The organism is Salipiger bermudensis HTCC2601, assembly GCF_000153725.1.
Taxonomy (GTDB): Bacteria; Pseudomonadota; Alphaproteobacteria; order Rhodobacterales; family Rhodobacteraceae; genus Salipiger; species Salipiger bermudensis.
In genome coordinates, this window is record NZ_DS022277.1 from 795,597 (window position 1) to 814,175 (window position 18,579).

Consider the following 18,579-nt stretch of genomic DNA (forward strand, 5'->3'; position numbering starts at 1 on the left):
GGAGGAGACCGGCGCCAAGCGGCGTGTCAACGGGAGGAGAAGACAATGACCGGATTTGGCCGCAAGGCAGCTTTCGTCGCCGGAACCGCGCTGGTATCCGCGCACGTCGCGGGGGCCGCGATGGCTCAGGATTTCGCCTATGTGAACGATCATGCGGACATCGCACCGCTGTGTGGCGAGGAGCCGCTGCGCGTGGCGCTGATCGATGGCTACGGGGGCAATTCGTGGCGTCGCACGGCCTTTGCCGAGCTCGAAGACGAGGCCGGCAAGTGCGACAACATCGGCGAGGTCACCTACGCCGAAGCGGGCGGCGATGTGCAGGCCTACAACGCCGCTATCAACGGCTTCGTGGCGCAAGGCTACGAGATCATCATCAGCTACACCGATTTCGGCGATGCAGCGATCCCCGCCTATCGGAATGCGCAGATGGCCGGAACCACCATGGTGCCGTATTTCTCGGACCTCAGCGGCCGGGTCGGCGTCGACTATGCCGCAAACCCCTATGAGGATGCGTTCTCGGCGGGCAGGATCTTCGGCGAGTGGGTTGGCGAGACCCTGGGCGAGGGCACGACCGTCTTCCTGGGAGGGCTGGCTGGCTCGGCCTCGTCGGTGACGTTCCTCGACGGCTACAAGGACGGGCTTTCGGGCTATCCCGGGATCGAGCTGCTGGACGACAATTTCATCGTCACCAACTGGAATCCCGCGGATGCACAGAAGGCCGTGGCCGGTCTGATTGCAAAACACGACCACATTGACGCGATCGCGTCGGATTACGGGGTGACAAGCCTCGCTGCCGTGAAAGCCTATGAGGCGGCTGGTCTGGACGTGCCGGCAATGGCCTTCATCGCCACCAACAACGAATATTCGTGCAAGTGGACGGACGCCAAGGCCGCAGGTGAAGCGTGGCCGCAACTCGCGCTCAGCGGCACGACGGCCGATGTGCGCTTCGCGCTTCGCGCTGCGCTGGCGGCGCGCAATGGCATCGAGAATCCCGAACCCCGCGCCCTGGTGGCTTTCCCCTTCGCCAACAGCGAAGAAGGGCTCGACCCACTCTGCGATCCGGCGATGCCGCCGGATGCGGACCTGTCGTCCTCGCTGCCGATTGAGAAAATGGAGGCGCTGTTTTCGCAGTGAGTCCTGCGGGGCGGGGCGCTCAGCCTCGCCCCGGCCCCTCGGGCATGTCCTCCGCGATCCGGGTGATCCGCTCCAGAAGCTGCCGCAAGGCAGCCTCGGCCTCGGGGGTCAGCGCTTCGCGCAGCACACGGTCGAAGGCGATCGCGGATCGGCCGATCCGGGCGTAGAGCGCGGATCCGTCTGAGGTCAGCATGAGGGTGTCAGAGCGCCGATCCCGGCTGTCCGCTTCGCGCCGGATCAGACCCTGACGTTCCAAGGCCGCGACGGCCCGACTGACCCGGCTCTTTTCTTCGTGGGCGATGGCACAGATGTCGCGGGCCGTGAGGCGCTCGTAGCGCCCGGTAATGGCCAGCACCCGCCACTCGGTCCGGCTGAGCCCGTGACCTTCTCGGTAGGCTGGCTGGAAGGCGCGGCCTGTCGCCTCTGCCGCCTGGTTGAGGATGAAGGGAAGAAATTGTTCGAGATCGAAGGAGGTCGTTTCGGACTGGCGATCGTCGGCGGGCAAGGGACATTCCTTCATTTGCGGCTGCGTGGGCGGAGAATGCCGACACAGACCTGCCAAGGCAACCGCACTCTTCGCAGTTCAGAATTAGGTAATAGACAACAAGTTCGCATAGTGGTTGCATTAGCAACAAGATCATGTTCTGCTCTGGCGTGACCGCCAGTCGCTTGAAAAAGGAGACTCAGATGTCCCGACAGGACCTGCCCCAAGGAATGATCCGTGCGCCCGGTATCAGTGCCCTGCACGAGGGTTACATGCCCGGCTTCGGCAATGATTTTGAAACCGAGGCGCTGCCCGGTGCGCTGCCCGAGGGGATGAACAGCCCGCAGCGCTGCGCCTACGGTCTTTATGGCGAGCAACTCTCCGGCACCGCTTTCACCGCGCCGAGCCATCAGAACGAGCGCACCTGGTGCTACCGCATCCGGCCGGCGGTGAAGCACACCGGGCGGTTCTCGAAGATCGACGTGCCCTACTGGCAGAGCGCGCCGAACGTCGATCCCGACGTGATCAGCCTTGGCCAGTACCGCTGGGATCCGGTGCCGCATTCCGAGGCCAGTCTGACCTGGCTCACCGGCATGCGCACCATGACCACCGCTGGCGACGTCTACACGCAGGTCGGCATGGCGAGCCACATCTACCTCGTCACGCAATCGATGCAGGATGAGTATTTCTATTCGGCCGACAGCGAGCTTCTTGTCGTGCCGCAGGAGGGCCGGCTGCGCTTCTGCACCGAGCTTGGGGTGATCGATCTAGAGCCGAAGGAAATCGCCATTCTGCCGCGCGGCCTTGTGTACCGGGTCGAGGTGATCGACGGTCCGGCGCGCGGCTTCGTGTGCGAGAACTACGGCCAGAAGTTCGACCTGCCGGGCCGCGGCCCGATCGGGGCCAATTGCATGGCCAACCGGCGCGACTTCAAGACCCCGGTCGCCGCCTTCGAGGATCGCGAGGCGAAGAGCCGCGTAGTGATCAAGTGGCAGGGCCAGTTCCACGAGACCTGGATCGGGCACTCGCCGCTTGATGTGGTGGCGTGGCACGGCAACTACGCGCCGGTCAAATACGACCTGCGGACCTATTGCCCAGTGGGGGCGATCCTCTTCGATCACCCCGATCCGTCGATCTTCACCGTGCTGACCGCGCCCTCGGGCGTCGAGGGCACCGCAAATATCGATTTCGTCCTGTTCCGCGAGCGCTGGATGGTGGCCGAGAACACCTTCCGTCCGCCCTGGTATCATAAGAACGTCATGTCCGAGATGATGGGCAACATCTACGGCGAGTATGACGCCAAGCCGCAGGGCTTCGTGCCCGGCGGGATGAGCTTGCACAACATGATGCTGCCGCACGGGCCGGACAATGAAGCCTTCGAGAAGGCCAGCTTCGGCGAGCTCGAGCCGGGCAAGCTCGACAACACCATGAGCTTCATGTTCGAGACCCGCTTCCCGCAGCACCTGACCCGCTTCGCCGCAACCGAGGCACCGCTGCAGGACGATTACATCGACTGCTGGGACAGCCTGAAAAAGCGCTTCGACGGTACGCCTGAGGGCAACTGGGACTGAGGCCTGGAGCGCGGCGGGCCAAGGTGTCCGCCGCACTCACGCACTGATGAACAGGGGCCGCGGCCCCGGAAGGACTTTTGATGAGCTTGATGACGAGCTGGGTCGCGGGGGCCAATGCGCCGGACTGCGACTTCCCGCTGAACAACCTGCCTTATGGCGTGTTCGAGGATGGCAAGGGTGCGCGCATGGGCGTGGCGATCGGCGACTACGTGCTCGATGTGGGCGCCGTCGATCACCGGCTCGACCCGGCGCTCTTCGCGGCGCCGTCGTGGAACGCGGTGATGGCCGCCGGCCCCGAGGTCTGGGCCGCGCTGCGCGCGCGGCTGATCGAGCTGTTGGGCGACGAGGCGCATCGCGCTGCGGTGGAGCCGGGTCTGGTGCCGCTGGCTGAGGTGGCGCTGCTTATGCCCTTCGCCGTGACCGAGTACACGGATTTCTACGCCGCCAAGAACCACGCCTTCAACGTCGGCTCGATGTTCCGCGGGCCGGAGAATGCGCTGCCGCCGAACTGGCTGTCGATCCCCATCGGCTACAATGGCCGCGCGTCTTCGGTGGTGGTGTCGGGCGCCGAGGTGCGTCGCCCCTGGGGTCAGCTCAAGGCGCCTGACGCGGAGCTGCCCGAGTTCGCACCCTGCAGGCGCTTCGATCTCGAGCTCGAGATGGGCGCCATCGTCGGTACGCCCTCGGACGGTATGGTCTCGGTGGCGCAGGCGGACGAGATGATCTTCGGCTATGTGCTGCTCAACGACTGGTCAGCGCGCGATATCCAGGCCTGGGAATACCAGCCCTTGGGTCCGTTCCAGTCGAAGGCCACCGCCACCACGATCAGCCCGTGGATCGTCACCGCCGCGGCGCTGGCGCCGTTCCGCATCTCGACGCCCGAGCGTGAGCGTGAGCTGCTGCCCTATCTCTCCGAACCCGGCCCGATGCTCTACGACATCGCGCTCGAGGTCGCGTTGGCTCCCGAGGGCGGTGAGGAGGTCGTGATCTCGCGCACCAACTATTCCGAGATGTACTACTCCGCCGCGCAGCAGCTTTGCCATCACACCAGCAGCGGCTGCGCCATGCGCACCGGCGACCTGCTGGGCTCGGGAACCATCTCGGGCACCACCCCGGACAGCCGCGGATCGCTGCTGGAGATGAGCTGGGGTGGCAAGGAGCCGCTTGCGCTGCCCGGCGGCGAGACGCGCAGCTTCCTTGAGGATGGAGACACGCTGACGCTGCGCGGTGCCGCGCAGGGCGACGGCTATCGTATCGGCTTCGGTGAGAGCACGGGCAAGGTTCTGCCCGCGGTGCCGCAGCCCGACTGGATCAAAGACTGAGGGAGGAGACCCCGACCATGACCGAGACCATCACAAAGACCAAGGCCTTCGCGTCGCAAGGCGACATGGAAGAAAAGACCATCAGCTTCACGCAGGTGGGCGAGGGGCTTTACGCCTTTACCGCCGAGGGTGATCCCAACACCGGCGTCATCATCGGCGACGAGAGCGTGATGATCGTCGAGGCGCAGGCCACGCCGCGGCTCGCACGGAAGGTGATTGAGTGCGTGCGCTCAGTGACCGACAAGCCGATCTCGCACTTGGTGCTGACGCATTACCACGCGGTTCGGGTGCTCGGCGCCTCGGCCTATGGCGCGCGCGAAATCATCATGAGCGACACCGCCGCGGCGATGGTCGAAGAGCGCGGGCAAGAGGACTGGGACAGCGAGTTCGGCCGTTTCCCGCGGCTGTTCCAGGGACACGAGGAAATCCCCGGCCTGACCCGTCCGACGACGACGTTCAGCGACCGCATGACGGTTTATCTTGGCAAGCGTCGCGTCGACATCATGCATCTGGGGCGTGCCCACACCGCCGGAGACGCGGTGATCTGGGTGCCGGATCAAGAGGTGATGTTCACTGGCGACATCGTCGAATATCACTCGGCCTGCTACTGCGGCGACGGGCATTTCGGAGACTGGCCGGAAACGCTGGCAAACATCGCAGCCTTCGAGCCGAAGGCCATCGCGCCGGGCCGTGGCGATGCGTTGGTCGGCGACGCGGCGGTGGCCGCAGCGCTCGAGAGCACGGCGGATTTCGTGCGCTCGACCTACAAGCCGGTGGAGCGCGTGGTGGCCCGTGGCGGCTCGCTCAAGGAGGCGTGGGACGCTGTGCGCGCTGAGTGCGATCCGAAGTTTGCCGATTACGCGATCTACGAGCACTGCCTGCCGTTCAACGTCGGTCGGGCCTATGACGAAGCCCGCGGCATCGACACGCCGCGCGTCTGGACCGCCGAGCGCGACCAGCAGATGTGGGCTGACCTTCAAGGCTGATTGCCCACCCCGGCGTCATCCTGCCGGGGCCACTGCAAGGCTCTTTCCGGCTTGTACGGGCGGCTCCCGGTCCAATCGGCTTGGGGTCGCCCGGCAGGCCCAATGGGACCGCAACGACTAGTGTGCTCCCAAGATCTCTCCCCAGCGCGCGCTCCGTCCGGGGCAGCGCTGTTTCGGCCCCCGGACTCTTGCCGGGGGCCTTTTTTGACCCCTTTGCCAGGAGACACCCATGACTGACGTGGTCCTCTACGACTACTGGCGTTCCACCGCCAGTTGGCGCGTGCGTATCGCACTGAACCTCGCGGATCTGTCTTATAGCGCTGTGCCGGTCGATCTCGTCGCCGGTGACCAAAGCGAGGACGCCCACGTGGCGCGCAACCCTCAGGCGCTTGTCCCGGTTCTCGAAATCGATGGGCTTCGACTGACCCAGTCCATGGCCATCCTCGACTACCTCGAGGACACCGGGCGACTGTCGCTGCGGCCCGCGGATCCGGCTCAGGCGGCGCGCATGCGCGCCGTACTTCAGGCCATCGCCTGCGAAATACACCCGGTGTGCAACCTGCGAGTGGCGGCCCATGCCGCAAGGCTGACGGGGCGCGACGAGACCCGCGCCGAATGGATGCGGCACTTCATTCGTCCGGGGCTCGTCGCAATCGAGCGGATGCTGGATGAGGCGGTGCCGTTCTGCATGGGTGCGTCCCTGACGCAGGCCGATCTCGCCCTGATCCCGCAGCTCTATAACGCCGACCGTTGGGGGGTCGACACGTCTGATCTTCCAAAGATCACCCGCGTCGCGGCAGCTTGCGCCGATCTTCCGGCCTTTCAGGCCGCGCATCCCGACGCGGTCATGCCCGAGTAGTACGAGGGCGCTGGACCGACATGAGAATGCCGCCGGCGCTGATGCAGATCGGCAGCCCTTGCAGGGGCATCGGCAAGGGTCATGAAGGTTGTCCAGAGGAAGGAGATGTCTTCCGTTCGGTGAGAGTGTCAGGCTGTCAGTAATTCGCCATATGGAAATTGATTCGCCGCATTGTGCCGACACTTTGCGATACAAGCCATGTCCTCCAGCCGCGAAACTTGCGCGTCGGCGCCGAGGGCGTCGGCGCGCGACAGTGGAGCGAGGCGCCCATGTCCGGGCGCGTCTTCCATTGGGTTCGCGACAGGCCTCAAGAGGCACCTCTCGGTTGCATTCGGGGGGCTGAGGTTTTTTCGGAGCTCACCCTGTCCCTGATCCGGCTGATGCAGTAGGTCGGACCACAAGGATCGGAATGAGGCGCAGGAAGAGATGAAAGCTGAGGACGATCTTGGCCGCGGCCTCAAATCGGTGGAGATCTTCGGCACCATCCTTGGAAGCATGACCGGACTGGGCGAGCGGCCGGGCCTGGTTGAGATCGCGGCCGCGTCCGGGCTTCAGCCAGCTCAGTTGCGACCGTATCTGACGAGCCTGCAACGTCTCGGGCTGATCGAACTCGACGCCGATGCGAAAGGTCATGCCATTGGGCCGCTGGCGGCGCGACTGGGACAATGCAGGCTCGAGATGATTGGCCAGTCCTATGGTGTCCTGCCACTGGCGCAGAGGATCGCAGCAGAGCGTGACCTCTTGGTCGCGCTCGTCTTCTGGGCCGGGCAGATGCCGACCGTAGCCAAGGTCATCCCATCGCGCAGCTCGCTCAATCTCAACCTTCGGCCGGGAACGGTCTATAATGTGACCGGCACCGCCACGGGGCGAGTCTTTCTCGCGCTGTCGGACGATCCCCGCGTGGCCGACCGCGCCGAGGACGAATTCGAGGCCCGCACGGATGTCCCGGGCATTGGCGATGTGCCGGAGCGCGCCACGCTTGAGGCAATGATCTCCGAGATTCACGAGACCGGCTACAGCTTCGTTCAGGATGCCTATTTTCCCGGGATCAACGGTCTTGCCGTGCCGGTCTTCGATGAGGGCGAGCGGCTGCTTTGCGTCATGACCATCGTCGGGAGCACGTCGGGACTGCCTCGACGGTCTGCCGTGGATCTTGCGGAGGAGATCTCCAGAGACCTGCGCGCTGCGCGCGATGAGCCTGCGGTGTTCGCCGAGTTGCCTGCCGGGATTATGGAGCCAGCCGAGGAGGCTGCGTCGGTGCCCGAAGACCGCCGCGGCGTCGGATCGGCCGAGATTGCAGGGCGGCTGCTATCCGCCATGGCGCTTTCGCCCGAGCCGCGCAAGCTCAAGGACGTGTGCAGCGACGCCGCGCTCGTTCCGGCCAAGGCGCATGGCTACTTGGTCAGCCTGCGGCGCACCGGACTGGTGGAGAAGGTCCCCGGCTCGCCACGGTATCGTCTCGGGCCGGTGGCCGCAGAATTGTTGCTGGTACGCCTGCACAGCTACGATGCGTTCGAGAGTGCGCGAAAGCTGATCGGCGAGCTGTCCGGCGAGACCGAAATGATGTGTTTCCTGTCGGTTTGGGGTACCTATGGGCCCGTGGTCGTAGACATCGTCCGGGGCCGTGAGGCGCGTCACACCGATATCCATATCGGGCGCAGCATGCCGCTTGCGCGCTCTGCCACCGGGCTGCTGTTTCGCGCGCATATCAGCGCCGAGTTGCGCGCCCCGGCGGTGCTGGCCGAACGCGCGGCCTTTCCGCGTCTGCACGACGCGAACCCCGAGGATGATCTGCTTGATGCGCAGGCGAGAGAGATCCGCGCCGCTGGCTGCGCCACCTGGGAGCAGCGTGGGCCGATCCGGCTCCGTTCTCTTGCAGCCCCAATCTTTGACCACAATGGCGAGATCTGGTTCGCCGTCACGATGACCGGTGAGCTCGAACGGGTCTTGGCTGATGAGACGCACCTGAGACAGCAGCTGCTTGCGGCGGTGGCGCGCATCTCGGCCGACCTCGGCCACGCGCCCTGATGTCGACCACTCCCGGGCGGTCATGAGCCAGCAACCAGCATTCGCGACCTGAGCGGTCACCGGGCTGCAAACCAAAGAGCACCGGCGTCGGGTGCCCCTAACTCCCTGCATCTCCGAGCGACCAGCGCCGCCCTCATGCCCGACCGTCGCGTGACCACGGCAGGTCATCGGGTTGATTGACCGCAGACCGGCGAGCTCGCCTCTGGAGCCTTCGGTCGGGGCTGCCAGGGCGCCCATGTCTGCAATACGGGGCAGGGCGCGCAGCGGCCCGGATCGCAAGCGGGGTCAATGCACACATATCGCCGCGAACCTCTGCGCCAGCAGATTGCCTCCCCGGGGCGGTGCCGGGATCTCTCGACCGGTCACGTTGAATCCAGGCGCTCGCCCGGAGGCAATCGGAAAATGATTTGCATTTGGTGAATCATTTTGCCAATAGATAACACCATGGCTGAGCCGACCCGCATGGGGTTGGCCCGGACACACGTGAGGAGGATACCATGTCGAGACCGGAAACGGGTGCGCCCGCTGAGGCCGTGGCGGCGCCGCCCGCGCTGTTGCAGCCGTTAAGCCTGCGCGGCGTCACGCTCAAGAACCGCATGGTGGTGTCGCCCATGTGCCAGCATTCCGCCGTCGACGGCATCGCACAGGACTGGCACCTCGTGCACTACGGCAAGTTCGCCCTTGGCGGCGCCGCACTGGTTCTGACCGAAAGCACGGCGGTGACCAGTGATAGCCGCGTCGGGTTCGCCGATCTCGGGATCTGGGATGACGACCACATCCCCGGCCTGCGCCGGATCGCCGACTTCATCCACGCCAACGGGGCCCTCTTCGGAATTCAGCTGGCCCACGCCGGTCGAAAGGCCTTCTCCGAACCGCTCTGGGAAGGCGGCCGCCCGCTCAGTGTCGAGGCGCTCGATGCCAGCGGACTCGACTGGTGCCGTGTCGGGCCGAGTGCCATCGCGGCCAGCCCTGAATGGTCTGTGCCCGATGTTCTGACGCTTGAGGCAATCTCAGAGATCAAGGAGGCCTTCGTGCAAGCCGCCCGGCGCGCGGATGCCGCCGGCGCGGATGTCATCGAGCTGCATTTCGGTCATGGCTATCTGCTGGCCAGCTTCCTGTCGCCGCACTCCAACAAGCGCAGTGACGCCTATGGTGGCTCGCTGGAAAACCGGATGCGTCTTGCGGTCGAGACCGCGCGCGAGGTGCGGGCTGCATGCCCCGAGGGCAAGCCTCTATTTGCCCGTCTCTCGTGCCTCGATGGCGCGGAAGGCGGCTGGGATATGGAGGACTCGGTTGCCTTGGCCGAGGCGTTGAAGGAGGTGGGCGTCGATGTCGTCGACTGCTCTTCCGGCGGTCTCAGCGAGGCCACACGGCGCAGCAACGTTCCACGCGGGATCGGCTTTCAGGTGCCGTTCGCAGAGGAGGTGCGCGCCCGCACCGGCATCGCGACCCAGGCCGTGGGGATCATTCTGACCCCCGAACAGGCCGATGCCGTTGTCGCAGAAGGTCGGGCCGACCTTGTCGCGCTCGGGCGCGAGATGCTGCGCACGCCGTATTGGCCCGCCGAAGCGGCCCGTGCGCTTGGCTGTGCCGAGACCTTCGAGCCCTGGCCGCTTCAGCATCGCGAGTGGCTCGCGAAGAGACAGGGGGCGTTGGAACGGCTCGACAAGGCCGACTGACTGCCCACGCCTGACGGACATGACACAGGAGGAGACAACGTCATGATCACCCGATTTGGTCTGCTGACCCGCAAGTCGGGCCTTTCGCCCGAAGACTTCAACGCGCATTGGGAAAAGAGCCACGGCCCGATGGCGGCGAAATTTCCGGGGCTACGGGCCTATTTCCAGCATGTCGTGACCAACAAGGATCAGTTCGGGATCAGCCATGCGCGCGGTTCGGAATGGGATCTCGACGGCTTCTCCGAGCTGCATTTCGACGACATGCAGGCGATGCTCGATGCGGTCAGCGGAGAGGTCTTCGCGCCGACGCTTGTGGATGAAGAGGCGTTTCTTGAGGACGTTCAACTTGTCGCCTGCGAGAAACACAAGGTCGTGCCGATGGACTTCGACGGTGGGCCTTTCATCAAGCGCATGACGCTGCTTAAGCGGCGGCCCGACGTCACCCCCGAACAGTTCCGGCACGAATGGCTCGACACCCATGCGGATTTTGTGCGGCGCTGGCCGAATGTCCTGGGCTATCACCAGAACATCGTGGTCGACCGCTATCATGGATCACGCACCGAACGCGCACCCTATTCGGCAGTTCCGGTCGACGGGATCGTCGAATTCTGGTTCCGCGATACCGAAGCCGCGGCAGAACTCTACGCCACTGACATCGTGACCGAGACCCAAGAGCACGCAAAAGTCTTTCTCGACACGATCACACCCTATTTCGTCGAAACCCGACAGGTCGTCTGAGCGGCCTTGCTCGACAGGGACACCGGCGAGATCCCGGGCGGAGCCGGTGCGCCCGCCGTCAAGCGCTGCGCCACAGTAGGAGGTCAGACGCGCGGGTTCAGCGGACACAAAATCGGCGATCTCCGCGGTTGACAGAAATTCGCCAAAAGTGAAACAGTTTGCATATAGCATACTAAAGCCTGACGGCTGTGACCGGGCCTGACCCGGGCCTTTCAGAGCGGCCCGGAGCGTTGCGCAGGCACGGAAATTCCCTTCTCCGATCCGGAGAAGGCTTCAAATACTGGGAGGAAAGATCATGGCACTACTCAACGGCTTCACACTTCGCGCAATGGTTTCGGCCGTCGCGATCGTCGCCGCCGGCGCCGCGGCCGCGCAGGAGACACGCAAACTGCGGATGCACAGCGCATTCCCCACGCAGACCCCGGTGATCGGCGAGATCACTCCGTGGATCGCCGAGCGGATCGAGAAGCTCACCGGCGGCAGTCTCGAGGTTGATGTGTTTGAGCCCGGCGCACTGGTGCCGAGCACAGACTATTTCGACGCCGTCTCGCAGGGCGCTGTCGACATGGCCTTCGGCACGCCGGGCTACGGTGCCGGGCTCGAGCCCGCGATGACGATCTTCACCGCCGTGCCCTTCGGCCCGCAGGCGACCGAGTTCATGGCGTGGATGCGCTATGGCGGCGGCAATGAACTGCATGACGAGCTGCTTGCCAACCTGAACCTGAAGGGCTTCGTCTGCACTCTCGGTGCGCCCGAAACATCGGGCTGGATGAAGCGCGAGATCAACTCTGCCGAGGACCTCTCGGGCATGAAGCTGCGCTATTTCGGCCTTGGCGGGCGCGTGCTCGACAAGCTCGGGGCTTCGATCCAGCTGATCGCCGGATCCGAGGTCTATGCCGCGCTTGAACGCGGCGTGATTGACGGCGGCGAATATGCCAGCCCATCCGTCGACCTGAACGCAGGCCTCGAACAGGTGGTGGACTACGTCTACTTTCCCGGCTGGCACCAGCAGGTGTCGATCGACACTCTGATCATCAACCTCGACACCTGGAACGCGCTCAGCGAGCAACAGCAGCTGGCCATCGAGACCACCTGTGGCGAAGCCACCTTGCGCACACTGGCGCAAGGGGCGGCGGACCAGCCGGCTGCCATTCAGGCGCTGATGGAAAAGGACGGCGATCCCGAGGTGCGCCAGTGGTCCGATGACCTGCTCGCCGCTCTCGAATCCGCCTGGGACGAGGTCGCTGCCGAGGAAAGCGAAAAGCACGAAAGCTTTGCCCGCGTGATGGCGTCCTACAACAGCTTCCGCGACGGGTACGCCGATTGGCAGAACCTGGGCTACCTCAAGCCCGCCACGGACTGAACAAGACGGGACCGGGCTCCGCGCCCGGTCCTGCCGAAACGGGCCCCGCCACAACCGCTGGCGGGGCGGCCATGCCGACGCCGGACCGGGCGTGGAGGAAAAATGTCCCCTTTGTTGAAACTGAGCGCAGCGATCGACGCCGTGCTGAACACGATCGCGCGTATCGCGGCCTTTGCGCTTCCGGCGCTGGTCGTCGTCGTGGTCTTCGACGTTGTCACGCGGCGCTTTCTGCAGATGGGGTCGACCCAGCTGCAAGAGGCCGAGTGGCATCTGCACACGATCCTGATCATGGGTGTGCTCGGAACCGCCTATATCCACGACCGCCACGTGAGGATCGACCTGCTTCACGCGACGTTCTCACCGCGCGGCAAGGCGCTGGTCGAGCTGCTGGGCATTCTGCTGCTGGTTTTTCCGTTCTGCGCCGTCACCGGTTAATACGCCACGAATTTCGCCCTGACCTCGTTCACACGTGGTGAGGTCTCGCAGTCGATCGACGGCCTGCCTTACCGCTGGGCGATCAAATCCATGTTGCCGCTCGGCATCTACCTCGTCGCGCTGGCCGGACTCAGCCGCGCCTGTCGCAGTGCTGCCGCGCTGATCGACCCGCACCGCGCCAATCTCGACCGCAAGGGGGCGGGCTCGCTGTGAGCACCTTCATCGAATTTCTGCCGCTTTTCATGTTCGCCACGATGGCGATGCTGCTGTTTTCCGGGTTTCCGGTGGCTTTCGTCCTGGGTGGGGTCGGTGTCGCCTTCGGCCTGATCGGCGTGCTGACCGGCGAGCTGATCCCGATCCAGCTCTATTCCATCACCCAGCGCATGTGGAGCGGGGCTGCCGAGAATCTGACGCTGACCACGGTGCCGCTTTTTGTCTTCATGGGGGTGGTGCTTGAGAAGGCCGGCGTGGCCAAGGATATGCTTGCCAGTCTCAACCGGGCGCTGGAACGCGTTCCCGGCGGGCTTGCGCTTTCGGTCACGCTATTGGGCATCATCCTCGCCGCGGCGACGGGCATCGTTGGCGCCTCGGTGGTGATGCTGAGCCTGCTGGCCATGCCGGTGATGCTGGAGAAACGATACTCACCGGCACTGGCCTCGGGAACCATCGCAGCCTCGGGCACGCTCGGGATCCTGATCCCGCCGTCGATCATGCTGGTGATCATCGCCGATCTTCTGTCGCGTTCCGTGGGCACGATGTTCATGGCAGCCTTCGGTCCGGGCCTGCTTCTGGGCGTCCTCTACCTGGTGTTCATCCTCGGTGTGAGCGTCTTTGCGCCGGGGGCCGCCCCGGCGGCGCGCAGCGGACATGGGAGCAAGGATCTCGGCCGGCTGATCGTCACGCTTCTGGTCGGACTCGTGCCTGCCTTTCTGCTGATCTTCTGCGTGCTTGGTTCGATCCTCTTCGGTTGGGCCACCCCGACCGAGTCCGCCGGGATCGGCGCGGGAGGGGCGCTGCTGCTTGCCTTCGTGGTGCGCCCGGTGATCTACACCGCGCTGAGCTACACCCGCTTCGCGATCGAAGGCGCGGCGGCCAACGCGGCCAAGGGCGGCGCGCTGTCGCGCTTCGCGGCCGAGAACCGCGGCTGGTGGCGGATCTTTCTGGACTCGATCCGGGAGTCCGCGCTGACCACCGGCATGATCTTCATGATCATCCTTGCCGCCACCGCCTTCGCCCTGACGTTCCGCCTGCTGGGCGGCGAGCATCTGGTGACCGACTACGTGATCGCGCTCGAGTTGAGCCCCTGGCACCTGCTGGCGATCGTGCTTGTCCTGGTCTTCGTTCTGGGCTTCTTCTTTGACTGGATCGAAATCACGCTGATCGTCCTGCCGGTCTTCGCGCCAATCATGCTCGCGCAGGACTTCGGCGAGCACGTCTCGCCCCAAGATCTGCCCTATTGGTTCGCCATCATGCTGGCGATCAACCTCCAGACCTCCTTCATGACACCGCCGATGGGGCCATCTCTGTTCTACCTCAAGGCGGTGGCGCCGCCCGAAGTGCGGCTGGGCCACGTCTATCGCGGGATCATTCCCTTCGTGGTGTTGCAGTTGATCGCCCTGATGCTGGTCATGGCCTTTCCGGAAATCGCAATGTGGATCCCGCATGCGATGCTGGATTGAGGCGCGAGCCACCTTTGCCTCTCTGAGCGCAACCGAGGAGGCCGGAGGGCGAAGAGTCTACAGCTCCGCCGCTGAAGTCTTCGCGTGCAAACTGCGTGTCGCCATCAAGGCAACCATCGCCTGACCGAAACTGCCTTTCGCCGAAGGTGAAGCGCGGCCTCCGAACGGGGGCCGCGCTTGTGTTTCAACGGGCGAAGAGGAGCGGAGCCAGCTCCGTTGCGGGGCGATCTGCAAGGGAGCGGTCCCGCCAAAAAAAGCGAGTTTGATATTGCGTAACTGATTTGGATCAAGTCGCGCTTACGGCTGAAAACCTACTAGTTGCATATGCAACTAATAATGGAGCTTGTACCGTGAAGATCGAACGCATTCACCACGTCGCCTATCGCTGCCGTGACGCAAAGGAGACCGTCCAGTTCTATACCGAGATGCTCAATATGGGCTTCGTGCTGGCGATCGCCGAAGACAAGGTGCCCTCGACCCACGAGCCGGACCCCTACATGCATGTCTTTCTCGACGCCGGGGCGGGTAACGTGCTGGCATTTTTCGAGCTTCCCACCAAGCCCGACATGGGGCGTGATGAGAACACACCCCCTTGGGTCCAACACATCGCGTTCCAGGTGAAGGATCGCGAGGCTCTGCTGGAGTACCGAGATCATCTTGAGAAGAATGGCGTTGAGGTGCTCGGCGTGACCGATCACTCGATCTTCCACTCGATCTACTTTTTCGATCCGAACGGCCACCGGGTCGAGCTGGCAGCACCGGATCCGGATCAACAGAAGGCGCTGGAACGACTCGATTCTGTAAAATGGGACATGCTCGAAGAGTGGAGCCGGACCAAGCGCGCCCCAAAACACGCAGATTGGCTACACGCGAAGGAGTTCGAAACGTCGTGACCGCGCCAAAATACCATCGCCGGTATTGGCTGCCGATAAGTCCTTGAAGGCAAAGGTGGTTTTTGCTGTTCGAAGTCCGTTTTTCCGACAGTAGGGCAGGCGCTCGGAAAAGACGACCTTCAGCACCATCCGCTTCCACCCGAAGTCCCGATTTCTCCATATTTCACAGGGGTTCGACAGTACCTCCATGGATTGTTCGAACAACTCCTTGAACTGGGGCTGTTTCTTGCCGAGATTCTGGGCTTCTTCCTTCCAAACCAGCGCATCGCGTTGCAAGTCAGAGATCTTTTTCTCGTAAGCCGCAATGATGTTCGGGTTCGTGGTGTTCACGATCCGATCCAGAAATTTTCTGATCTCGGCCTCAGCCTTCCGGGCGAGCTTCTGGGCATTTTTTCTACGTTCGGAACGGTGCGCCTCGCGTTGTGACCACATGTCCGCGAGGATCGCATGTGCGGCATCCCTGACCTCGGTGCAGGGCTGAAGTTCATCGAGGTGGTTCAGGAACTCCATCTATAGTTTGTCTCTGGGGATTACTTTGTGACAGCTTTCGCAGCCTTTTCCTCGGCATGAGTAGTAGGGATACTTGTTACCCCTAGCAGGCCGCTGAAAAGGTCTGCCTTGAGGAAGGGTTTCCCTTGAGCAGGAGCTCGATGCGGCCTGGTTTGCGAACCGGCAGTCCGAGTAGCCGCTTGCCGGCTCAGTTGGCGAGCAGTTTCGGCAGCCTCGCGAGGTTGCAGGCCGCCATCGCCAAGGTGAAGCGGGCCCGTACGCGCTCGATGCCGCGGTACAGGGGCTGCGCCATGCCACCGACGGTTTTGGTCCAGCCGAAAGGTTCCTCGATCTTCTTCCGGCGCCGCTGTGACTTGGCGTAGCCGGGGTGCCGGGTGGTTCTGCCGTCGATGGCGGAGTGTCGAGACTTCTGGGCGACATGCGGCGTGACCACCATTTGGCGCAGCTCGGCGACGAAGTCGGCGCTGTCGTAACCGCGGTCCGCTGCCAGGGTCAGGCGCCGGGTCGATCCCGGCGAGTGGCGGTGAAGCATGTCGATGGCAGCACGCCGCTCGGCGTGGCCGTCCGCCCGCGTCAGGTCGGCCTGCACGATCAGGCCGGAGCGGTTCTCCATCATGCTGTGCCCCATGAAGCACAGCATGGCGCCGGCGCCGGGGGGGTCTTGAACAGCCGGGCCTCCGGATCGGTCATCGAAGCATGGGTCGCGTTCGACCGTCGTTCGCCACGGAAGTCGACTTCGGCGTTACGGTTGCGGCGTGTGGGGCGGGTCATCGGGTCGGGCTCGACGGTGGACTGGTCAGAGGAAGATGTGGGCGGCGCGCTGCCATCTGGCGGATCGCCGGAACCCTCGTCCCCGCCCAACGTCGCTCTTTCCTTCGGCTGGAAACTCTTCATCGACGCCCAGGCCTTCACAAGGGTGCCGTCGACCGAGAAATGGTCGTCCGACAGCAGCGGTGCCACCTCGCGATGCGCCAGAATGGCGGCCATGTTCTTGCGCGACATGTCCGTGGTCAGCAGCCGGTCGCGGTTCTTCGTGAACACGGTCGGGACCCAGACAACGTCATCGATCCCAAGGCCCACGAACCAGCGGAACAGCAAGTTGTAGTCCATCTGCTCCATGAGCTGCCGCTCGGACCGGATCGAGTAGAGGATTTGCAGCAGGCTGGCCCGGATCAATCGTTCCGGCGCGATCGAGGGGCGGCCCTCACCCGCGTAAAGCCGGTCGAACTCTGCATCCAGGGAGCGCAGTGCGTCGTTGACGACGGCCCTGATCTTGCGAAGCGGGTGTCGCACTGGAATGCGCTCCTCGAGATCGACGTAGCTGAACAGCGAGCCCGTCACCTGATCTGATCCACGCATCCCACACTCCGTCGCCATCGTAGTGGCGACGGTGAATCATGTTCCGCGACAGGCGTCGAGGCAGGAGTTTTTCAGCGGCCTGCTCTCATGATCGCTGTCAACCGTTTGGTTCACGTCAAATAATCCGGCGAGGCCGGGCGCAATGTAGTATAGATGCGCAAGGTAGGAGACGGAACTGAGACGACGGTTGAGCAAGCTCTCATGCGCGGGTTGGCTACCGCATGACCGTGGTTTCGTCTTGGGGCTGCCTCGTTCTAAGGGACGAGCGTCGACCGTGTCGGCTCATAACAGGGCACGAGGATTCCCCACCGCGTTCCGCCCCCAACCTTGCGCATCGGCATGATCGGGACGCCTTTCTCAGCTATGAGCGGGCGCTCCGACGTCATGTGGCGAGGTGACAGCTCTGGCGATGGCCCAGATGAAACCAACCATCTCGCGCGCGATGGCCGTGGTGACGACAACCTTCGCTTTTCCAGCCGCAACCAGATGTCGGTAGCGTTGGCACATCCGCAACTGTCCCTTCCACGCAATGTCACGCACGGCTTTGGGTAGGCCCTCGAGCCTGTCGTGGAGTTTGCGGCTGACGCGGGCCTGCATGCGGTAGCTCCACGCTCCTTCGATCAGCGCCCGCCGGGCGAGACCACTGCCGGCCTTTGTGATGCCACCACGGCGCACAGTGGCCCCACTGGAATATTCCGAAGGCGTGAGCCCGAGGTAGGCCATCAATTGACGTGGGTTATCGAACCGCTGGAAATCGCCGACCTCGGCCACCACGGTAACTGCGACGATGAAGGCTACGCCCCTCATCGCTTGCACCGCCTCGACCACCGGGGCCAGCGACCAGGTCGGGAGCAGGTCGGCAATCTGTGTCGTGAGCCTCTCGACACGGACTTCGGCGTCGGAGACCGCATCGACATAGTCCTGGAACACGATCTTCTGGGCAGGGTGCTCAAAGCGCACCGTGGTCAGCCAGCGACGGTAGGCGACTGTCCACCCCTTCTTTCCGGGATAGATGCGACCGTGCCTTAGCAGAAACCCCTGCAAATGCTGACGCGCCTTTCCCAGCACCTGCATCGCCGTAGCGCGCGCTCGTACCAGGTCGCGCATCGCCTCATGCGCCGCATCCGGCACCCAGACCGCTGTCAGCTCTCCTGCACGGTGCAACTTCGCCAGCATCACTGCATCGCGGCGGTCGGTCTTCACACGGTCGCCCGTCTTCACCGGAATGAGCGATGGTGCGACCACGATGCAGTCATGCCCCATGTCGACGAGTTGCCGGTGCAGACCGTAGCCGCAAGGCCCGGCCTCATAGCAGAAACACAACCGGCCTCCGCTCGCAGCCAGCTTTTCCACCAGCTTACGGACATAATCAGGGCGGTGCGGCACCGTCCCCCAATGCCGGACCTCTCCACCGCGCTCTCCCATCGCAACCGCGACTGAAATCGTCGCCTTATGGACATCCAATCCGATGAACGTGCTACCCTGCATGTGGTCTCTCCCCCATTCTTGAGGCTCGGCGCCCGCCACCGGACGCACCCT

At 64.0% G+C, this 18,579-nt stretch carries 16 protein-coding genes and 1 pseudogene; 13 read left to right on the forward strand and 4 right to left on the reverse strand.

Going from position 1 to position 18,579, the window contains the following annotated elements; all coding sequences use genetic code 11:
* Positions 1–45 precede the first annotated feature (45 nt).
* Entirely contained in the window at positions 46–1,134 is a 1,089-nt protein-coding gene (locus R2601_RS22670) for a substrate-binding domain-containing protein (RefSeq protein WP_007803089.1), read from the forward strand.
* Positions 1,135–1,153: 19 nt separating this feature from the next.
* On the opposite strand, the gene R2601_RS22675 is transcribed toward R2601_RS22670, so the two are convergent.
* Entirely contained in the window at positions 1,154–1,639 is a 486-nt protein-coding gene (locus R2601_RS22675; RefSeq protein ID WP_007803091.1) for a MarR family winged helix-turn-helix transcriptional regulator, read from the reverse strand.
* 182 nt (positions 1,640–1,821) lie between these two features.
* Here R2601_RS22675 and hmgA point away from each other — a divergent pair, with 182 nt between their 5' ends.
* From hmgA to R2601_RS22730, 12 genes are all read left to right on the forward strand, one after another.
* Complete coding sequence (gene hmgA / locus R2601_RS22680) at positions 1,822–3,189, forward strand: homogentisate 1,2-dioxygenase (RefSeq protein ID WP_040545727.1); 1,368 nt, start codon at positions 1,822–1,824, stop codon at positions 3,187–3,189.
* 80 nt (positions 3,190–3,269) lie between these two features.
* Positions 3,270–4,511 (forward strand): fumarylacetoacetase, encoded by a 1,242-nt coding sequence (gene fahA / locus R2601_RS22685; RefSeq protein WP_007803096.1) that lies wholly within the window; start codon positions 3,270–3,272, stop codon positions 4,509–4,511.
* 17 nt (positions 4,512–4,528) lie between these two features.
* Positions 4,529–5,497 (forward strand): MBL fold metallo-hydrolase, encoded by a 969-nt coding sequence (locus R2601_RS22690; RefSeq protein ID WP_007803098.1) that lies wholly within the window; start codon positions 4,529–4,531, stop codon positions 5,495–5,497.
* Between the two features lie 229 nt (positions 5,498–5,726).
* Positions 5,727–6,356, forward strand: coding sequence for a maleylacetoacetate isomerase (gene maiA / locus R2601_RS22695; protein ID WP_007803100.1), 630 nt, complete (start codon positions 5,727–5,729; stop codon positions 6,354–6,356).
* 426 nt (positions 6,357–6,782) lie between these two features.
* A complete protein-coding gene (locus R2601_RS22700) occupies positions 6,783–8,384 on the forward strand; it encodes an IclR family transcriptional regulator (RefSeq protein WP_007803102.1) in 1,602 nt (533 codons plus the stop codon).
* Between the two features lie 497 nt (positions 8,385–8,881).
* Positions 8,882–10,063: an NADH:flavin oxidoreductase/NADH oxidase gene (locus R2601_RS22705; protein ID WP_110740118.1), complete on the forward strand. Its 1,182-nt coding sequence runs from the start codon at positions 8,882–8,884 to the stop codon at positions 10,061–10,063.
* 42 nt (positions 10,064–10,105) lie between these two features.
* Positions 10,106–10,801: an EthD domain-containing protein gene (locus R2601_RS22710; RefSeq protein WP_007803106.1), complete on the forward strand. Its 696-nt coding sequence runs from the start codon at positions 10,106–10,108 to the stop codon at positions 10,799–10,801.
* A 295-nt stretch (positions 10,802–11,096) separates the two neighbouring features.
* Positions 11,097–12,164, forward strand: coding sequence for a TRAP transporter substrate-binding protein (locus tag R2601_RS22715; protein WP_040545728.1), 1,068 nt, complete (start codon positions 11,097–11,099; stop codon positions 12,162–12,164).
* Between the two features lie 114 nt (positions 12,165–12,278).
* Positions 12,279–12,599 (forward strand): TRAP transporter small permease subunit, encoded by a 321-nt coding sequence (locus tag R2601_RS22720; protein ID WP_195903884.1) that lies wholly within the window; start codon positions 12,279–12,281, stop codon positions 12,597–12,599.
* A gap of 90 nt (positions 12,600–12,689) precedes the next feature.
* Positions 12,690–12,812 carry a hypothetical protein gene (locus tag R2601_RS27620; protein ID WP_007803111.1) on the forward strand — a complete coding sequence of 41 codons (123 nt, stop codon included), beginning with the start codon at positions 12,690–12,692 and terminating at the stop codon, positions 12,810–12,812.
* Positions 12,809–14,278: a TRAP transporter large permease gene (locus R2601_RS22725; protein ID WP_007803112.1), complete on the forward strand. Its 1,470-nt coding sequence runs from the start codon at positions 12,809–12,811 to the stop codon at positions 14,276–14,278. Before R2601_RS27620 ends, R2601_RS22725 begins: the two co-directional genes overlap by 4 nt.
* 350 nt (positions 14,279–14,628) lie before the next feature.
* Positions 14,629–15,171, forward strand: a complete 543-nt coding sequence (locus R2601_RS22730) for a VOC family protein (RefSeq protein ID WP_007803114.1) — start codon at positions 14,629–14,631, stop codon at positions 15,169–15,171.
* Here R2601_RS22730 and R2601_RS22735 read toward each other — a convergent pair.
* The 3 genes and pseudogenes from R2601_RS22735 to R2601_RS22750 form a co-directional block, all read right to left on the reverse strand.
* On the reverse strand, positions 15,142–15,681 hold the full coding sequence (locus R2601_RS22735) for a hypothetical protein (protein WP_040545729.1): 540 nt from the start codon (positions 15,679–15,681) through the stop codon (positions 15,142–15,144). The genes R2601_RS22730 and R2601_RS22735 overlap by 30 nt on opposite strands.
* A gap of 187 nt (positions 15,682–15,868) precedes the next feature.
* Positions 15,869–17,040 (reverse strand): annotated as a pseudogene (locus R2601_RS26250) (IS5 family transposase).
* A gap of 357 nt (positions 17,041–17,397) precedes the next feature.
* The gene (locus tag R2601_RS22750; RefSeq protein WP_040545730.1) at positions 17,398–18,528 is read right to left on the reverse strand and encodes an IS110 family RNA-guided transposase; all 1,131 of its coding nucleotides are present in this window, start codon (positions 18,526–18,528) and stop codon (positions 17,398–17,400) included.
* Positions 18,529–18,579 lie beyond the last annotated feature (51 nt).